The following is a 16419-nucleotide window of genomic DNA, read 5'->3' on the forward strand; positions in this document are numbered from 1 at the left end:
TCTCGATTGTACCGGAAAAAACAATAACAATTAATAGGGCATCTGTTTAACGTGGGGTGTGTATGACTGACAAAGTCAGTGGCAAACGTAGACGTACCTTCATGAAGACGGTTGCCGGCAGCAGCCTCGCGTTGCTGGCCGGCTGTGGTGGCGGCGGCGGGTCGAGCGACGACGGTTCGCTGACCTACGTCTACCCGGGCTACTTCAGCGAGGACGCGTCGGACCTCGTCCCGATGTTCGAGAAACAGTCCGATAGCATCAGCGTCGAATCACAGCAGACGCCGTCGGACGCGTCTTCGACGCGCGAGTACTACGTCAACCAGTTCATCTCCGGCGCGTCGTCGTTCGACGTGGGGAACATGGACGTCATCTGGCCCGCCGAGTTCGCGGGCAACGGCTGGGCGGCGGAGGTCAGTGACCCCGAGGGCCACACCGACAACATGCTCCCGACCCCGGTCGACTCCGTCACCGTCGACGGGACGATGTACGGGATGCCGATTCACACCGACGCGAACGCGCTGTACTACCGGACCGACCTCCTCGAAGACGCCGGCTACGACAGCCCGCCCGAGACGTACATGGAACTGGTCAACATGGCACAGGACATCAAACAGCAGTCCGACCAGGACCTCAACGGCTACATCTGGCAGGGCGGCTCCAACGAGGGACTGACCATCATGTGGCTCAACTGGCTCTGGGGTATGGGCGGGTCCATCCGGCAGGACGGCAACCTCGTCGTCAACTCCGAGGAGGGTATCGCCGCGCTGCAACACGCCGTCGACCTCATCCACGAGTACAACGTCACACCCGAGTCCATCCCGGCGTCCTCGACCGACCAGAACCGCCAGACGTTCCAGCAGGGGAACACGATTTTCATGCGCAACTGGCCGTACGCGGTGGCGCTGATGAACGAGGACGGGTCGGCCGTCAAGGACAAGTTCGAGGTGGCTCCGATGCCGAAAGCGGAGGGCCACCCGGACGCGAACAACTCCTGTCTCGGCGGCTGGAACCTGTTCATCAACGCCAACGCCAACAAGCCAGAGGCCGCCCAGCAGTTCGCCAACTACATGGCCTCGATGGAGGCCCAGAAGAACATGGCGCTGGAGCACAGCCGGCTCCCGGTGCGAAAGGAGCTGTACAGCGACGAGTACTACGAACAGGCGCCCCACCTCGAGACGTTCGCCAACATCGTCGACCAGACGAGCGCGCGGCCGGCGACGCCGAACTACTCGACGTTCTCCGAGATCGTCTACACGAACTGCAACGCCGCACTCGTCCAGGACAAATCGCCCGAACAGGCACTCAACGACGCACAGGAAGAGATCGACAGCGAAGTCAACAACGCCTGAATCATCCGTCCGTCTGCGGTCTGCCACCGCGGTGTGACGGCTCCGTTTTCCGGAACAACCTTCGATAGCCGCGCCACCCGTCGGCGCGCCTCGCGCTGTGGTGTCGCGCTCTTGGACGTGGTACCGCGACCGGAGAAATCCGTCGTCGACCGCGCGGTCAGATCGCCGGTTCGGTCGCTCGCTCGGACACACGCTGATAGGTCGTGCGTAGCGCTCGCTGCTCGTCGTCGGTCAACTGCGGGAGCGGTGGGAGCGGTTCGCCGATGTCCAGTCCGTCAAGCGCCACGAGGTGTTTCGTGGCCGCGGCGGTAGGCACGCCGCTGGTGGCACTGACCAGCGGCGAGACCACCTCGCGCATCAGCCGGCGTGCCACGCCGAGGTCGCCGCGGCTGTACGCGTCGTAGAGCGTCGACAGCGCGCCCGGGAAGACGTTCGCGGGGCCGGCGATGAGGCCGTCCGCACCGACTTCGAGCGACGCCGTCGCCAGTTGTGTCGCACCCTGGAAGACGACGAAGTCGTCGGGGGTCTCGGTGACGACGCGGTGGTGGTAGGTCAGGTCGCCCGAGGTGTCTTTCACGCCGACGATGCTGTCGTGGTCAGCGAGCGTCCGGAGCAGGTCGACGCCCAGTTCGTTGCCCGTCAGCTGCGGGATGTTGTACAGCAACAGCGGCAGTGGCGACTCGTCGGCGATGGCCCGGAAGAACCGTTCGAGACCGGGCTGGGTCGTCCCGAGGTAGTACGGCGAGACGACGACTGCCGCGTCGGCCCCGGCGTCGTCGGCCGCCGCGACGTTCGCGAGGACCGCGTCGACGCTCGTGTCACAGCAGCCGGCCACGACCGTCGTGTCGCCGTCCGCGGCCTCGACGACCGTCCGGACGACTCTACGGTTCTGTTCGGTGGTCAGGCTGGAGAACTCCCCGATGGAACTCCCCGGAAAGAGGCCGTGAACGCCGCCGTCAACGAGGCGGCGCGTGAACTGTCTGAGTGCTTCGTCGTCGACCGAGCGGTCGGACCCATGGGTAGGCGTGGCCATGGGAACGACTGTTCCCGAGAGAGTCATGCGTATCGCAAAGACCACCAATCAATTATAATTTGGGATGGCGGTACCTCCTGCGGGACGCCCGGACTGCCTCCGGACGTGGTCGCAGCCACGCGGCCACCATCACACCCGTGTGTCGTCGTTCGCGTGCCGACGTCCGAACGGTCGACCGTTCCCAGTGGCCCGCGACGGACGCGACCCTGCGTAACACTTATGAAACTGATGACCAACGCTACAGCTATGAGCCAAGAAGTAGCGACACGTCTCGACAAGCAGATGCTCATCGGCGGCGAGTGGGTCGACGCGGACGACCGGACCGACGTCGCCCACCCCTACGACGGCGAGGTGGTCGGTTCGGTCCCGCTGGCGAGCGAACAGCAGGTCGTCGACGCCATCGACGCCGCCGAGGCCGCCTTCGAGGCCGCCTCTCTCTCGGCGTACCAGCGCTACGAACTCCTCTCCGAGACTGCCCGACAGGTCGAAACCCGGGCCGACGACATCGCTCGCATCCTCACCAGCGAACAGGGCAAGCCGCTCTCGGAGGCCCGCGGCGAGGTCGACCGGGCCGTCCAGACGCTCGACCTCTCGGCCGAGCAGGCAAAACGGATGTTCGGCGAGTACGTCCCGATGGACGCCCAGAAGGGCTTCGCCCGCGACCACTGTTTCACCCAGCGCGAGCCGCTGGGCGTCGTGGCGGCCATCACCCCGTTCAACTTCCCGCTGAACCTGATGGTCCACAAGGTCGGCCCAGCGCTGGCCGCCGGCAACGCCGTCGTCGGCAAGCCGGCGACGAACACGCCGCTGACTTCCATCGCGCTGTTCGAGTGCCTCGACGACGCCGCCGACGAAATCGACGCCGACGTGCCCGACGGCCTCGTCAACGTCGTCACCGGTTCGGGCTCGGCGACCGGCGACGTCATCTTAGAGCACGACGCCGTCGAGGCGATATCGTTCACCGGGTCGACGGCTGTCGGGAAGTACATCGCCAACAACAGTGGCATGAAGGAGGTCACGCTGGAACTGGGCGGTAACGACCCGACGATTATCTGGGACGACACGGACATCGAGGAAGCCGCGGCCCAGGTCGTCGGCGGCGCCTGCTCGAACGCCGGGCAGGTGTGCAACAGCGTCGAGCGCGTCCTCGTCCCCGACCACATCGAGGGTGAGGTCGTCGACGCGCTCGTCGACGCCGCCGAGTCGCTGACCGTCGGCGACCCCTTCGACGACGGGACGGACGTGGCCTCGATGGTCGACGACAGCCAGTTCGAGGACGTCGTCGACATCTTCGAGGCGACCGTCGACGCCGGCGCCACGGTCGAGTGTGGCGGGAACTACGGTGGTGACCTCGGCCCGCGGACCTTCGAGCCGACGGTGCTGTCGGGCGTCGACCCGGAGATGCCCGCCGCGGCCGAGGAGACGTTCGGCCCGCTCGTTCCGGTCATCACCGTCTCGGACTTCGAGGCGGCCATCGACGAGGCGAACAACACCAACTACGGACTGGAGGCCGGCCTGTTCACCCAGGACATCGACCGCGCCAAGCGCGCGGCCGACGAGATAGACGCCGGCGGCGTCAACATCAACACCGTCAGCGGCTTCCGCGCCGACCACATGCCATACGGCGGGTTCAAGGACTCCGGCGTCGGGAAGGAAGGCATCAAGTACGCCGTCGAGCACTTCTCCCGCGAGAAACTCGTCGGCTTCCACCAGGGCTTCAACGCCTGACCGAGACAGAACCTTTTTACTCCCGCCAGTAATTTCTCCGTTGGAGACGATGCGAGTAATCACTTGGAGAGTGCGGTAGTCCGAGCCATCACCCCTCCCGACCCCCTCGGCTACTGGTCATCTCGTCCGTCTCCGACCCCCCACACCCCCTTGTTTCTCGACGTCACGGCCCGCGACGACCAGAAAGGCATAATGCGGCGTTCGACGAACAGGCGCTCGATGACCTCGGCTGACCGGGAGCGTGGCGGCTGATGGAGTGGCGCTCGGGCTACACGATGCTGGTGGTGGCGACGGCCGCCAACCTCGCACAGGTCGGGACTCGCGTCGTCATCAGCCCCCTCGTCCCGCGGCTGTTGAGCGACTTCGCCGTCTCCCGGACGCTCGTCGGCGGGCTGTTGACGGGCATGTGGGCGCTGTTCGCGCTCGCGCACTATCCCAGCGGCGTTCTCGCCGAACGGTTCGGGTCCAGAACCGTCATCGTCGCCGCCCTCGCCGCGACCGCCCTCGCGAGCGGGCTGCTCGCCGTCGCGCCGACGTTCCCGCTGTTCGGGGCGGCCATGCTCCTGCTCGGCGGTAGCGCCGGGCTGTACTTCGTCGTCGGCACGGGGTTCGTCGCGGACCAGTTCGACCGCGGGACGGGCCAGGCGCTCGGTCTCCACTCCAGCGGCGGAGCCGTCGCCGGCGTGGTCGTCCCAGTCGTCGCCGTCCTCGTCGCGGACCGGTACACCTGGCGTCACTCGCTCGCCCTCACCACCCTGTTCGCGCTGGTCGTGGTCGTAGTGTTCGTCCGTCTGACCCGGCCGAACCAGGCGGTCAAGCCCGACGGCAGTCTCGTCGCGGCGCTCCACCCTCGCAAACCGCTTCGCATCCTCCGCGCGCCCGGGCTGGTCGCCCCGCTGGGCGCCGTCGTCGTCGCCGCCTTCGCGTGGCAGGCCGTCATCACCTTCCTCCCGACCTTCCTCTTTCAGTACTGGCCACTCTCGGAGTCACAGGCGGCCTCGCTGTTCTCGGTCGTGTTCGTCCTCAACGCCGTCTCGATGCCGGCCGTCGGACGCCTGGGCGACCGCGTCGGCAACCGCTGGGCGCTCACGCTCTGTCTCGCGCTGTCGTGCTGTGGCTTCGCGTCCGTCGTCGCCGGTTCCCACACCGCGTTCCTGCTCGTCGGCGTCGTCTGTCTCGGCGTCGGTATCAGCTACGGCGGGGCGGTCCAGTCCCTGTTCATGCAGCGGTTCGGCCGCGTCGACCGCGTCTCCGGCTTCGGGACGGTCCGGACGGTGTACATGCTGCTCGGCTCGCTGGGCGGCGTCGTCACGGGGACGCTCGCGGACGCGTTCGGCTGGGGCGTCTCCTACGGACTCGTCGCCGCGCTGCTGGGCGTGACGGCGATAGCCGCCGGCGTCTGGGCGGCCGGCACGACGTAGCCTTCAGTCGAGCGGTATCCAGCGGTCCGTCGCGGCCGCCTCGTAGACGGCCTCCATCGCACGCATGTCGACGAGCCCGTGGTCCCCGTCGGGGTAGAGGTCCGCGTCGCCCCGAACCCGGTCGGCGAAGTAGTCGAACTCTTCGAGCATCTGGTCGACTTTCTCGACGGTCACCGACGCCCGCCCGTCGCCCCGCGAGACGTGTAACTGCCGGGCCTGGTCCTGGAAGAAGGCGGGCTCGACGCGGACCTGCCCCTCGGTGCCGGTGACGGTGATGCCCGAGGACTGGCGGGCGTTGTGGCTCGCGTAGCACTGGCCGTACACCTCCTCGGGGAACTCGACGGAGAACGCGACCGTCTCGTCGACCTCGTCGAAGGCGTCGTGGGTACTGGACGTGTTCCCGGTGACCGCGAGCGGGTCGGCGTCAAGCAGGTACCGCGCGGTGTTGAGCGGGTAGATGCCGATGTCGAACAGCGCGCCCCCGCCGGCCAGTTCCTCGTCGAGGCGCCACTGGTCGGGATTCGGGTCGATGCGGTCGAGCAACCGCTGGGACATGTCTCCGGTCACCGACATCGGTTCGCCGACGTAGCCGGCCGCGACGAGTTCGCGCGCCCGACGGACGGCCGGTTCGGTGTGCATCCGGTAGGCGACCATCAACTCGACGCCAGCGTCGGCGGCCACGTCGCGCAACTGGGCCGCCCGCTCGCTGTCGCGCTCCATTGGCTTCTCACAGAGGACGTCCTTCCCGAACGCCGCCGCCGTCTCGACGTACTCCAGGTGGAGCGCGTTCGGCGTGACGATGTACACCGCGTCGTAGGCGTCCCGCGCGACGCCGTCGTGGAACTCGTCGTAGGTTATCCCGTGGCTCGCGCCCGCGGTGTCGGCGGCGACGCGCTCGGCCTTCGCCGTCGAACTGCTGACCAGCACCGACGGCTCACAGCGCTCGCTCCGCCCCAGCGCCGGCAGCGCCCGACCCTTGGTGAACCAGCCGAGCCCGATTACGGCGAACCGGACCGGCTCGACGGCCGCCGGGTCGACTGTCTCCCAGTCACGCACACAGCTGTCCTCGAGGATGGCACTCAGCTCCATACCGGATGCTCTTGGGCCGCGAATATAAATGGTGCTCCCGCGTCCCGGTGTTACGTACGCCCGAGATGTCGGTATCGGCACGAATTATGCTGGCAGAAATTCGTCATATGAATGTAGATATTCTTCAATGTAGCTAGATACGGTCAAATGAGAACAAAATAACCGAGTACAGGTTCGTATCGCGCATACTGGCGAGATATCGATTCGATATAAGGCCGTAATTCCACGATATCTGTTCATATCTGTTCGATAGACGAACACCGGGGTCGTCGAACAGTAGGCCATCGCTCCCACAGCGGAAGAATGAAACATCGTAACTATGTTTCAAACAGGGCGGTCACGCACGCTGGCAGCGCCAGCAGGCCGCCCGCCCCACCGTGACCCCGAGGCCGACGAGCCACCGGTTCCGTTCGCCGACGGTCCGCCGGGGGCGTCCGGACGGGGCAGTACGTTTATGCTGGTCAGGCCGCTGATATCGGTATGTCGAACCAACTGCCGCTACGACGCTCGCTGCTCGGTATTCCGGGCAACGAGCGACCGCTCGTCGGCGGCGCGGTGGACAGCGAGGCCGACGAGATATTCTTCGACCTCGAAGACTCGCTGGGGCCGGGCGAGAAAGTCGCCGCACGGTCGACGCTCGTCGATATCGTCGCCGACCACGACTGGACCGAGCGTGGCCTCAGCTACCGGATAAACGGGACGGAGACGCGCTGGTGGTACGACGACGTCGTCGAGGTGGTCAGCGGCGTCGGGGCGGCCATCGACACGCTCATCGTCCCGAAAGTCCGGGCCCCCGCCGACGTACAGGCGGTCGAGAAACTGCTCACCAGCGTCGAGCGGAACGCGGGACTGGACGCGGGCTCGGTCGGCCTCAGCGCGCAGATAGAGACCGCCAGCGGGATGAACGCGGTGACGGACATCGCCCACGCGAGCGACCGCCTGACCGCGCTCATCTTCGGCCCGGCCGACTACGCGGCCTCCGTCGGGGCGGCCCACGGCGCCACCGACTACCCCGGACACTACTGGCACTACCCGCTCTCGCGGCTCTCCCACGCCGCCGCGAGCGCGGACCTGCTCGCCATCGGCGGCCCGTACACCGGCGACGACCCCGAGGGGTTCGGGCAAGCGTGTCGCTACGAACGGGCGCTGGGCTACGACGGCAAGGTCGTCATCCATCCCGACCAGGTGGCGACGGCGAACGACGCCTTCGCGCCCGATATCGCGGAGGCACGCCGGGCGAAGGAGATAGTCGAGACGTACGAGGCCGCCGGCGCCGACACCCCGGCGGCTATCGACGGCAACGTCATCGACCGGGAGATGTACCGGATGGCCGCCCGGATACTCTCGAAAGCCGAGCAGGCGGACCTCCTGTGACACCCCGCGTTTGACGCTCGCAAACGGAGCCCACTCGCCACCGTTCGGGCGAGATACCACTCTCCGGCCCCGAACGCTGTTCTCTCGCCCGTTTCGAGGGAAGCGCCGGCCAGCGGTCGGAGACCGACTCGAACCCCGTTCTATCCAGTAGAACGGCCGGCGGAATCTGCGGGAACCACCACGGCTTACACGCTACCGTGGGAAGAACTCCCATGAACTACGAGGCCAACAGGCGGGTGGAGACCAGCGCCCGGACGTTTGCGATAGTAGAACGGCTGAGCGCGCTCGACCGGGTCGGCGTGTCGGCGCTCGCGGACGAACTGGGGATGAGCAAGGGCATCGTCCACAACCACCTCTGTACGCTCCGCGAACTGGGCTACGTCAGGAAAGTCGACGACCGCTATCAGCTCTCCCCGAAGCTGTTGGGCGTGGGGCTGCGCGCTCGCTCGAACGCGCCGCTGTACCGGTTCGGACACGACCTCTGTCGGGAGTTCGCCGGGCAGGCCGACACCGGCGTCGCGCTCTGTCAGCACACCGACGGCGACTGTCTCGTCGTCGACGCCTACGAGGTGGCCCCGACGACGGACCTCGCCGTCGGCACGGCGCTGGGGCTGTCGGGGTCGCTGGTGGGGCTGGCGATACGGCTCGCCTCCGGCGAGGGCGGCGTCGACGCCGCCGGCGAGTACGATATCGACGCCCTCCGCGCGAGCTTCGAGGCGGCCGGCTCCGTGACCGGGCCGTTCTCGACGAGTCACGAGCAGGACGGTGTCGCCGTCCCGGTGCTGGGCACGGACGGCGCGTGCCACGGCGGTGTCGGTGTCCTCCTCCCGGAGGGCCACACCGACCAGCGCCGGCAGCGACTCACCGAGGCGACCCGCTCGCTGCGGACCCGCATCGAGCGCCGGTTCGACGCCGAGTGGCCCGGCGAGCGGTCCTTCGCGACGGAGAAACACTCCTGGGTCGGCTGAGACGGATTGCCGTACCCTCGTGGTGGTCTCGTCAGCCCTGGTCGACCAACCATCGGTAGACCGCTACGACAACCCGTCTGCTCGCTCGCAATTCTCGGTCCTACCGGACGGTATTTGACGCCGTCCCGAGTATCGGGAGGCAACTCGATGTACGACACCACGACCCCCGGACGACCACCGACGCGCTCGACGAACGCCATGGTCGCGACGCCACACAGCCTCGCCAGCAGCACCGGCGTCGACGTCCTCCGGGACGGCGGCAGCGCCGTCGACGCCGCCATCGCCGTCAACGCCGCCCTCGCGGTTGCCTACCCGCACATGGCCGGGATCGGCGGCGACGGCTTCTGGCTCCTGGCGCCCCCGGGGGAGTCGGTCCGGGGCATCAACGCCAGCGGGCCCGCCGCCGCGGCGGCCGACCGGGCGTTCTACGGCGAGCGCGACGACATCCCCGAACGGGGGCCCGCCGCTGCGCTCACCGTGCCCGGCGCTATCGACGGCTGGCGCCTCGCCCACGAGGCATACGGGCAACTGCCGTGGGAGCGACTGTTCCGGGACGCCATCGGCCTGGCCGCCGACGGCGTCCCGGTCACGGCGAATCTCGCGCGCTGGATTCGCCGGGACTGGCCGGTGCTCTCGGCCGACGACGCCGCGCGGACGACGTTCGGCGTCGACGGTGCCCCGCCCGAGGCCGGGGACCGCCTACACCAGCCCGCTCTCGCCGCGTCGCTGTCGACGCTTGCGACCGAGGGGCCACGCGAGGGGTTCTACGAGGGCGACCTGGCGGCATCGTTCTGTGGCGCGCTCGGCGATGACTCGCCGCTCGCACCCGCCGATTTCGCGTCGTATCGGGCCGAGTGGGTCGAGCCGCTGTCGGTGTCCTACCGCGGCTACACTGCCCACGGGCTCCCGCCGAACACCCAGGGGCTGACGGCGCTGCAACTGCTCGGCCTGCTGGACGGCTTCGACGTCGAGGCGTGGGGCGACGGGACGGCCGACTATTACCACCACATGACCGAGGCGACGAAACTCGCCTTCGCCGACCGGGACGCGTGGGTTACCGACCCCCGGTCGCTGGACGTGCCGACCGACGACCTGCTCGCGGCCGACTACCTCCGGGAGCGCCGGGCCGGTATCTCGGCGACGGCGACGCCACCGGGGGATATCGAGCCCGGCATCCGACCCGCGGGCCACGAGCCGACCGACGGCGACCCTGGCGGCGACACCTGTTACTTCACCGTCGTCGACGAGGCCGGGCTGGCGGTGTCGGCAATCCAGTCCGTCTACTTCGACTTCGGGGCCGGAATCGTCGCCGGCGACACCGGCATCGTCCCGCAGAACCGCGGGGCGTACTTCTCGCTGGACCCGGACAGCGTCACCGCGCTCGAACCCGGCAAGCGGCCGTTCCACACCCTGATTCCGGCCATGCTGACCAGGGACCGCGAGCCGTGGCTGTGTTACGGGACGATGGGCGGGGAGGGCCAACCGCAGACCCAGGCCGCCCTCGTCACGCGGCTGGTCGATTTCGGCTACGACGTCCAGCGGGCCATCGAGGCCCCGCGGTGGCTCTACGGCCGAACGTGGGGGGCCGAGTCCCGCTCGCTCTCGCTGGAGAAGCGCGTCCCGGACGGCGTCGTCACCGACCTGGAGGCCCGCGGCCACACCGTCTCGCTGGCGCGTGGCTACGACGAGACGATGGGCCACGCACAGGCGATTCGGTGCCACGAGGACGGCTCGCTGTCGGGCGGGGCCGACCCCCGCGGGGACGGCTCGGCTATCGGCTACTGAGACTGGTCGTCGCCCCACCGGCGGAGAACCAGGGCGAAGGCGGCCCCGAGCGCCGGGAAGACGGCCAGTGCGAGGAAGGTCACGTCGGCGGAGACGACCGACAGCAGGTAGCCCGCGATGGCGGCCCCGCTGGCGCCAACACCGAAGGAGGTGAGGTAGGTGTAGCCATAGGAGAGCCCCCGGTCGTCGGGGGGGCTGTGCTCGGCGATGGTCGCCTGGTACAGCGGCTGGAGCGCGAACAGCAGGAACCCGAGCACGGCACTGGCGACCAGTAGAGGCCCCAGTCCCGCTCTCGCGGCGGGGATGAAGCCGACAGCCACCACGACGAGGCTGGCGAAGACGACCGCCAGCCCGGTCGTCGGCTCTATCCGGTCGGAGACGCGGCCGCCGACGTACTGCCCGCCGATGCCGACCGCCAGCAGGCCCACGTAGAGATACGACGAGAGGTCGAACTCCTCGGCGAGCGGACTCCCCGGTTCGAACAGCGTGACGTAGTCGGTAATGGGCGGGAGGAAGGTCCCCAGCACGTCCGGCAGGAACGTCAGGGTCCCGCGGTAGAACAGCCCGTTCATCATCACCACGAGCATCGCCAGGCCGAACCCGACGGTAAAGAGCGCCCGGCTGTCGGCGGCGAACTTCGACAGCGACATCGACTGGTCGGTGCCGCCGTCGACGCTGACCGCCGCCGTCTCGTCGAACTCCGCCGTCAGGGCGTAGCCGATGGCGACGACGGCGGGCACGACCAGCAGGCGCGTGACGATTCGCCAGTCGAAGGTCACGAGCAGGAGCGCGGTCACCAGCGGCCCCAGCGCGATGCCGAGGTTGCCGGCCATCCCGTGGTAGGCGAAGGCCGTGCCGCGGTCCTCGACGCCGGTCGAGATGAGCGAGAGGCCCGAGGGGTGATAGACACTCGCGGCGACGCCCCACAGCCCCAGCGCCAGCGCGATGGTGACCACGCTGGACGCGAAGCTCAACAGCAGGAAGGCCCCGCCCATCCCGGCGAGGCAGGCGACGATGAGCGTCTGTGACCCGAAGCGGTCGGCCAGTACGCCGCCCGGCAGCGCCCCGATACCGAACAGCGCGTACCCCGCGCCGACCACGAGCCCGAGTGTCGCCGTCGAGACGGGGAACTCGAGCAGCCAGATGACGACCAGAATCGGGATAGAGAGTTCGAACGTGTGGACGATTGCGTGGGAGAGACCCGTGAATAGGACGACGGAGCGAGCGTTCTCGTTCATCTATGGACGTACCCCTACGTCGCGTGTCTCGTGGCTTAATCTTTTCTGCAACGGTACCGACGACAGCGCGACGGTTCCGGACGAACGTCCGATTCTCGGCGAGCGATGTGTCGTCTGTAACGTATCGGGCCGCTCTACGGACGAAAAATGGTGTACGTTGTACCGTCTCCACGTCGACACGCGTTACAGTTCGGCGGTCGCAACGGCCTCGATTTCGACGTCGACACCGCCCCACAGTCCGGTGACGCCGACGGTGGTCCGTGCGGGTAGCTCCTCGAAGTGTTCGCCGTAGGCCTCGTCGAACCGCTCCCAGTGCTGGATGTCGACGATGTAGACGTTCACCTTGAGAACGTGCTCCATCGAGAGCCCCTCGGACTCCAGGACGGCTTCGATGTTGCGGAGACACTGGTGGGTCTGTTCCTCGATGGGCGCGTCGGTCAGTACCTCGCCGTCCTCGGTCTCGGGGACCTGCCCGGCGGTAAAGACCAGGTCGCCGTCGCTCGTTCCGAGGTTGAAGTTCCCGACCTGTCCGGCTCCCGCTTCCGTGGTGAGTATCTCTCTCATTCGCACGGCCTCCTTCCACGACGGTGAATACACAGTTTGGCAATCAAACAAAAATTGCGGCAAATATGGATCCATCCATCATTTAATTCCTAAAACGAGTATAGGAATGTGGGATATGAAACGATAATTGGATGCTCATCCACCCAAACAGCTAAGTGTGGCGGCGAGGTCCGACTTTCACGTCGTATGAGCCACACGCACTGCAGTCCGTCGGACAGTCGCATCGCTATCGACCGACACTCGGGAGGGCCACGATGAGCCTGCGGTTCCTCAACCGACTCCGGCTCCTGTTCTCGGACCCGGACGAGGCGCTCGACGACCACGAACTCGGCCACGTTCCGCGGTCCGAACGCAAACCGGTGTACAGTCTCATCCCGGTCTGGCTGGGCTTTCTCTCGGCGCCCGATATCATCCTCGCGGCGACGACGGTGGCGCTCGTCTCGACGTTCGAGGTGTACGTCGCGGGGTTGTTCGTGGGGCTCGTGCTCGTGTCGGGCGTCGCGACCATCATGGGTATCGTCGGCCAGCGGACCGGGTTATCGACGTACATGCTGTACAGACGTTTCTTCGGGTACTACGGGGCGAAACTCCCCGTCAGTATCCTGCTCATCACGCGCATCGGGTGGAACGCCGTCGAGACCATCGTCGCCGCCAAGGCGATGCTGCTCGTCTGGAGCTTCATCGGGATGGAGCCCAACGTCCTCGCGACGATTCTGGCCGTCGTGCTGGCTTTCACGGCCTTCTTCGGCTACGACGGGCTCGACTTCGTGAGCCGCTTTACCATCCCGGCGCTGGTGGTGACGTTCGGGGCTGCGGGCTACGCCATCGTCGCCAACGGCGGCATCGCGGAGATAATGGCGTTTACGCCCACCGCCGGCGACCGGATGCCCTTCACGGCCATCGTCTCGCTCGTCTTCGCCATCTGGGTGTCGGGGACCTCGCTGTCGGCCGACATCGTCCGGTACGCCAGGAGCGACCGTGACGTCGTCGTCGCCAACTACGGCTCTATCGTCCCGAGTCAGCTGTTCATGTTCGTCCTCGCCGGTGCGGTCGGCCTCGTCACCGGCTACGCGAACCCCGCGCTGGGTATCGCGGAACTGCTCGGCGGCGTCGGGGCCGTCGCCCTGTTCCTCGCCGCGTGGACCACCGTCGACAACCAGTACTACTCCGCCGGACTGGCCGCGTCGGAACTGACCAACCGCCACAAAGCACCGCTGCTGGTGGGTATCGTCGCGGTGACGGCGCTGCTGAGCTTCGCCGACATCACGTCTGTCATCACCCAGTGGCTCGTCCTCATCGGCGTAGCGGTCCCGCCGCTGGTGGGCGTCGTCTTCGCGGACTACTTCCTGCTCGGGACCCGGTTCCCCGAAATCGAGGAGCAGTCGATACAGTCCGTCGAGGAGGCGGTCAACCCCGCGGCCATCATCGCGTGGCTCGCCGGGGCCGGCGTCGCGCAGTTCACGCCGCTTGTCTTTATGCCGCCGCTGCTGGGCCTGCTGTCGGCCAGTCTGGTCTACGTCGGCGTGCGCAAACTCTCGGCGGTCGCCGACCTGCCGCTGTACCGCGCGCCGGACGGCAGTTCCACGGCGCGGTTCGCTCCCACCGACGACTGAGGGTCTACCACGAGTGCGAGATTATCGACGGTATTTCTGCCAAACACTCTCTTTCTTGGCGTAGATATTTCCCGAAAGGGTAGTTATTTATGAAGAAAGCAAACACACATCATACGAACATGGACAGTCACGTTTCCCGTGTACCGCGCGTCGACGGACAGCCACCACACCGCGGTCGGGGGTCGAGATGAGTCACGGCGAGTCGACGGTCGAGCGCTTGCGCGGCCGCCTCGCTCCCGGGGAGTCGGCGGCCCTCCCGATACTGCTGTCGGTCGTCGTCGTCCTCGGGGTGTGGCAACTGGCCGCCGGACTGGTTCCCGCCTACAGCTTCCCGAACGCGGTCGAACTCGCGGCGGCGTTCGGGCGGGCCTTCGGCCCGGAGGCGCGGTTCTCGCCGTGGGAGCAGTACCCGATAACTATCCTGCGGGTGCTGCTGGCGGCGACGCTGTGTATGGTCGTCGGCACCGTCCTGGGCATCGTGATGGGGACGAGCGAGCGCGCCGAGGAGTACCTCATCGTCTACGTGCTGGCGACCTTCGCGTTCCCGTCGGTCATCTGGGCCTTCTTCGCCGTCCTCTGGGTCGGCCTCTCGACGTGGTTCACGACGGTCTTTCCCGTGTTCATGGTCGTCATGCCCTACGTCGCCATCAACGTCTACGAGGGCATCGCCGACCTCGACGCCGAACTGCCGGAGATGGCCCACTCCTTCGACGCGAGCCAGTGGATGGTGTGGAAGGACATCTACGTCCCGCATCTGTACCCCCACATCTTCGCCAACGCGCGGCTGACGCTGACGCTCGCCTGGAAGATAACGCTCGTCGGCGAGATATTCGGCACGACGGAGGGTATCGGGCGGGTCATCAACAGCTTCTTCCGGGCGAACCAGAACGACATGATACTCGCGTGGGTCGTCCCGATGATGGTGCTGGTCTTCGCCGCCGAACGGGTGTTGACCGTCGTCGAACGCCGCGCCTTCTCGTGGCGGGTCGAAACCGACCGCACGATGACGGCCTGAGCCCGACCTGGTGCTTCGCGCGACGACCCGCTGGGTCGACCCGCCGTTTCGTGGATATAAGGTGTTCTATGGAGTAATACTGTTTTACCATATCTTGTCTGTCTTGGTCGGTTTCTGTGCAAATCTTTATGTATTTGGGGTATAGAGGCCAAGATGCAATGAAAAGCTACGACTTTAGTAGACGTTCGTTCATGAAAACGGCCGCAACTGCGGGGGTCGCGTCGAGCGCCCTCGTCTCCGGCTGTCTCAGTGAGAGTAGTGCGAGCAGTGACGAGGGCGGCGCGAGCATCGACTTCGACACCATCGAGGGGAACCTCAACATCATGCTGTTCCGCTCGGGCATCGAACAGGGCTTCTGGGGGGACGAAGGCGTCAGTCTGAACCTCCAGCAGGTCCCGTTCGGTCGGTACACCACTTCGATGACCACCGGCGGCAACGACGTCGGCATCATGGGGTATCCCATCTTCTCCCAGTACAACGACGGCGAGTACGACTTCGTCCACTTCGGACCGTGTATCACCCAGATAAACTCGATTCTGGTGCCCGTGGACTCGGACTTAGAGACCGTCGAGGACCTGCGGGGCGCGACGCTCGGTCACCCCGGCTGGCAGACGGCGACCGCGACGCTCATGCGGGGACTCGTCGCCGACCAGTTCGGCTTCGACCTCCGCGAGGAGACCGAGGGCGTCCAGTCACAGCCGTCGACGCTGTGGTCGCTCATGCTCGACCAGGGCGACATCGACGCGATGATACAGTTCACCGGCCAGACCGTCCGCGGGCTGGCCAGTCCCGACGAGGTCCGGCCGCTGTACAACGCCTGGGAGGGCTGGGAGGAACAGACCGGCTACCCGCCGCTCATCACGCCCTTTACCACGACCCGGTCGTTCCTCGAGGAGAACCCCGAACAGGTGCTCGCAGTGGCCGAAGGGTGGGCCTCGGCACAGGAGTACTTCCAGAGCAACACCGAATCGGTCGTCAGCGAGTACGGCGAACTCGCCGGCCTCAGCGACCAGGCCAACCGCGACACCATCGTCGAGCTGGCACAGAACGGCGCCATGACCCATCCGGTCGACGAGTACGACGCCGAGCTCATCGACTCGCAGTGGCAGTTGCTGGAGGTGTTGTCCGACCTCGAACTCATCCCGGCGGTGCCGCCGCGCGAGGACCACGTCATCTCGATATCGGAGCTGCGCTCGAAGGCCGGGTCGACGCCGACCGAGTGATAGACAATCGGCGGATATG

General features: G+C 66.8%; 13 protein-coding genes. 9 read left to right on the plus strand and 4 right to left on the minus strand.

The window, feature by feature from the left end:
- The first annotated feature begins 62 nt into the window (after positions 1 to 62).
- Positions 63 to 1349 (plus strand): ABC transporter substrate-binding protein, encoded by a 1287-nt coding sequence (locus NDI86_RS11515; RefSeq protein WP_310900570.1) that lies wholly within the window; start codon positions 63 to 65, stop codon positions 1347 to 1349.
- Between the two features lie 157 nt (positions 1350 to 1506).
- Here the strand turns inward: NDI86_RS11515 and NDI86_RS11520 are convergent, their stop codons facing one another.
- The gene (locus NDI86_RS11520) at positions 1507 to 2409 is read right to left on the minus strand and encodes a dihydrodipicolinate synthase family protein (RefSeq protein ID WP_310900571.1); all 903 of its coding nucleotides are present in this window, start codon (positions 2407 to 2409) and stop codon (positions 1507 to 1509) included.
- Positions 2410 to 2628: 219 nt separating this feature from the next.
- Here NDI86_RS11520 and NDI86_RS11525 point away from each other — a divergent pair, with 219 nt between their 5' ends.
- Positions 2629 to 4110, plus strand: coding sequence for an aldehyde dehydrogenase family protein (locus NDI86_RS11525; RefSeq protein ID WP_310900572.1), 1482 nt, complete (start codon positions 2629 to 2631; stop codon positions 4108 to 4110).
- Between the two features lie 251 nt (positions 4111 to 4361).
- Entirely contained in the window at positions 4362 to 5531 is a 1170-nt protein-coding gene (locus tag NDI86_RS11530; RefSeq protein ID WP_310900573.1) for an MFS transporter, read from the plus strand.
- Between the two features lie 3 nt (positions 5532 to 5534).
- Here the strand turns inward: NDI86_RS11530 and gfo6 are convergent, their stop codons facing one another.
- Positions 5535 to 6620 carry a D-xylose 1-dehydrogenase Gfo6 gene (gene gfo6, locus NDI86_RS11535; RefSeq protein ID WP_310900574.1) on the minus strand — a complete coding sequence of 362 codons (1086 nt, stop codon included), beginning with the start codon at positions 6618 to 6620 and terminating at the stop codon, positions 5535 to 5537.
- Between the two features lie 480 nt (positions 6621 to 7100).
- Between gfo6 and NDI86_RS11540 the strand changes: the two genes are divergently transcribed.
- The 3 genes from NDI86_RS11540 (at position 7101) to ggt (ending at position 10747) form a co-directional block, all read left to right on the plus strand.
- Positions 7101 to 7994 (plus strand): HpcH/HpaI aldolase/citrate lyase family protein, encoded by an 894-nt coding sequence (locus NDI86_RS11540; RefSeq protein WP_310900575.1) that lies wholly within the window; start codon positions 7101 to 7103, stop codon positions 7992 to 7994.
- A 212-nt stretch (positions 7995 to 8206) separates the two neighbouring features.
- On the plus strand, positions 8207 to 8962 hold the full coding sequence (locus NDI86_RS11545; RefSeq protein ID WP_310900576.1) for a helix-turn-helix domain-containing protein: 756 nt from the start codon (positions 8207 to 8209) through the stop codon (positions 8960 to 8962).
- 147 nt (positions 8963 to 9109) lie between these two features.
- Positions 9110 to 10747, plus strand: a complete 1638-nt coding sequence (ggt, locus tag NDI86_RS11550; RefSeq protein ID WP_310900577.1) for a gamma-glutamyltransferase — start codon at positions 9110 to 9112, stop codon at positions 10745 to 10747.
- Here ggt and NDI86_RS11555 read toward each other — a convergent pair.
- On the minus strand, positions 10741 to 11985 hold the full coding sequence (locus NDI86_RS11555; RefSeq protein WP_310900578.1) for an MFS transporter: 1245 nt from the start codon (positions 11983 to 11985) through the stop codon (positions 10741 to 10743). The genes ggt and NDI86_RS11555 overlap by 7 nt on opposite strands.
- A 183-nt stretch (positions 11986 to 12168) precedes the next feature.
- Complete coding sequence (locus NDI86_RS11560) at positions 12169 to 12549, minus strand: RidA family protein (protein ID WP_310900579.1); 381 nt, start codon at positions 12547 to 12549, stop codon at positions 12169 to 12171.
- A gap of 254 nt (positions 12550 to 12803) precedes the next feature.
- On the opposite strand from NDI86_RS11560, the gene NDI86_RS11565 reads away from it, so the two are divergent.
- The 3 genes from NDI86_RS11565 (at position 12804) to NDI86_RS11575 (ending at position 16400) form a co-directional block, all read left to right on the plus strand.
- Positions 12804 to 14162: a purine-cytosine permease family protein gene (locus tag NDI86_RS11565; RefSeq protein ID WP_310900580.1), complete on the plus strand. Its 1359-nt coding sequence runs from the start codon at positions 12804 to 12806 to the stop codon at positions 14160 to 14162.
- Positions 14163 to 14349: 187 nt separating this feature from the next.
- Entirely contained in the window at positions 14350 to 15177 is an 828-nt protein-coding gene (locus NDI86_RS11570; protein ID WP_310900581.1) for an ABC transporter permease, read from the plus strand.
- Positions 15178 to 15335: 158 nt separating this feature from the next.
- Complete coding sequence (locus tag NDI86_RS11575; RefSeq protein ID WP_310900582.1) at positions 15336 to 16400, plus strand: ABC transporter substrate-binding protein; 1065 nt, start codon at positions 15336 to 15338, stop codon at positions 16398 to 16400.
- Positions 16401 to 16419: the final 19 nt, after the last annotated feature.

It is taken from the genome of Haloarcula onubensis, assembly GCF_031624605.1.
In the GTDB taxonomy this organism is placed as follows: Archaea; Halobacteriota; Halobacteria; order Halobacteriales; family Haloarculaceae; genus Haloarcula; species Haloarcula onubensis.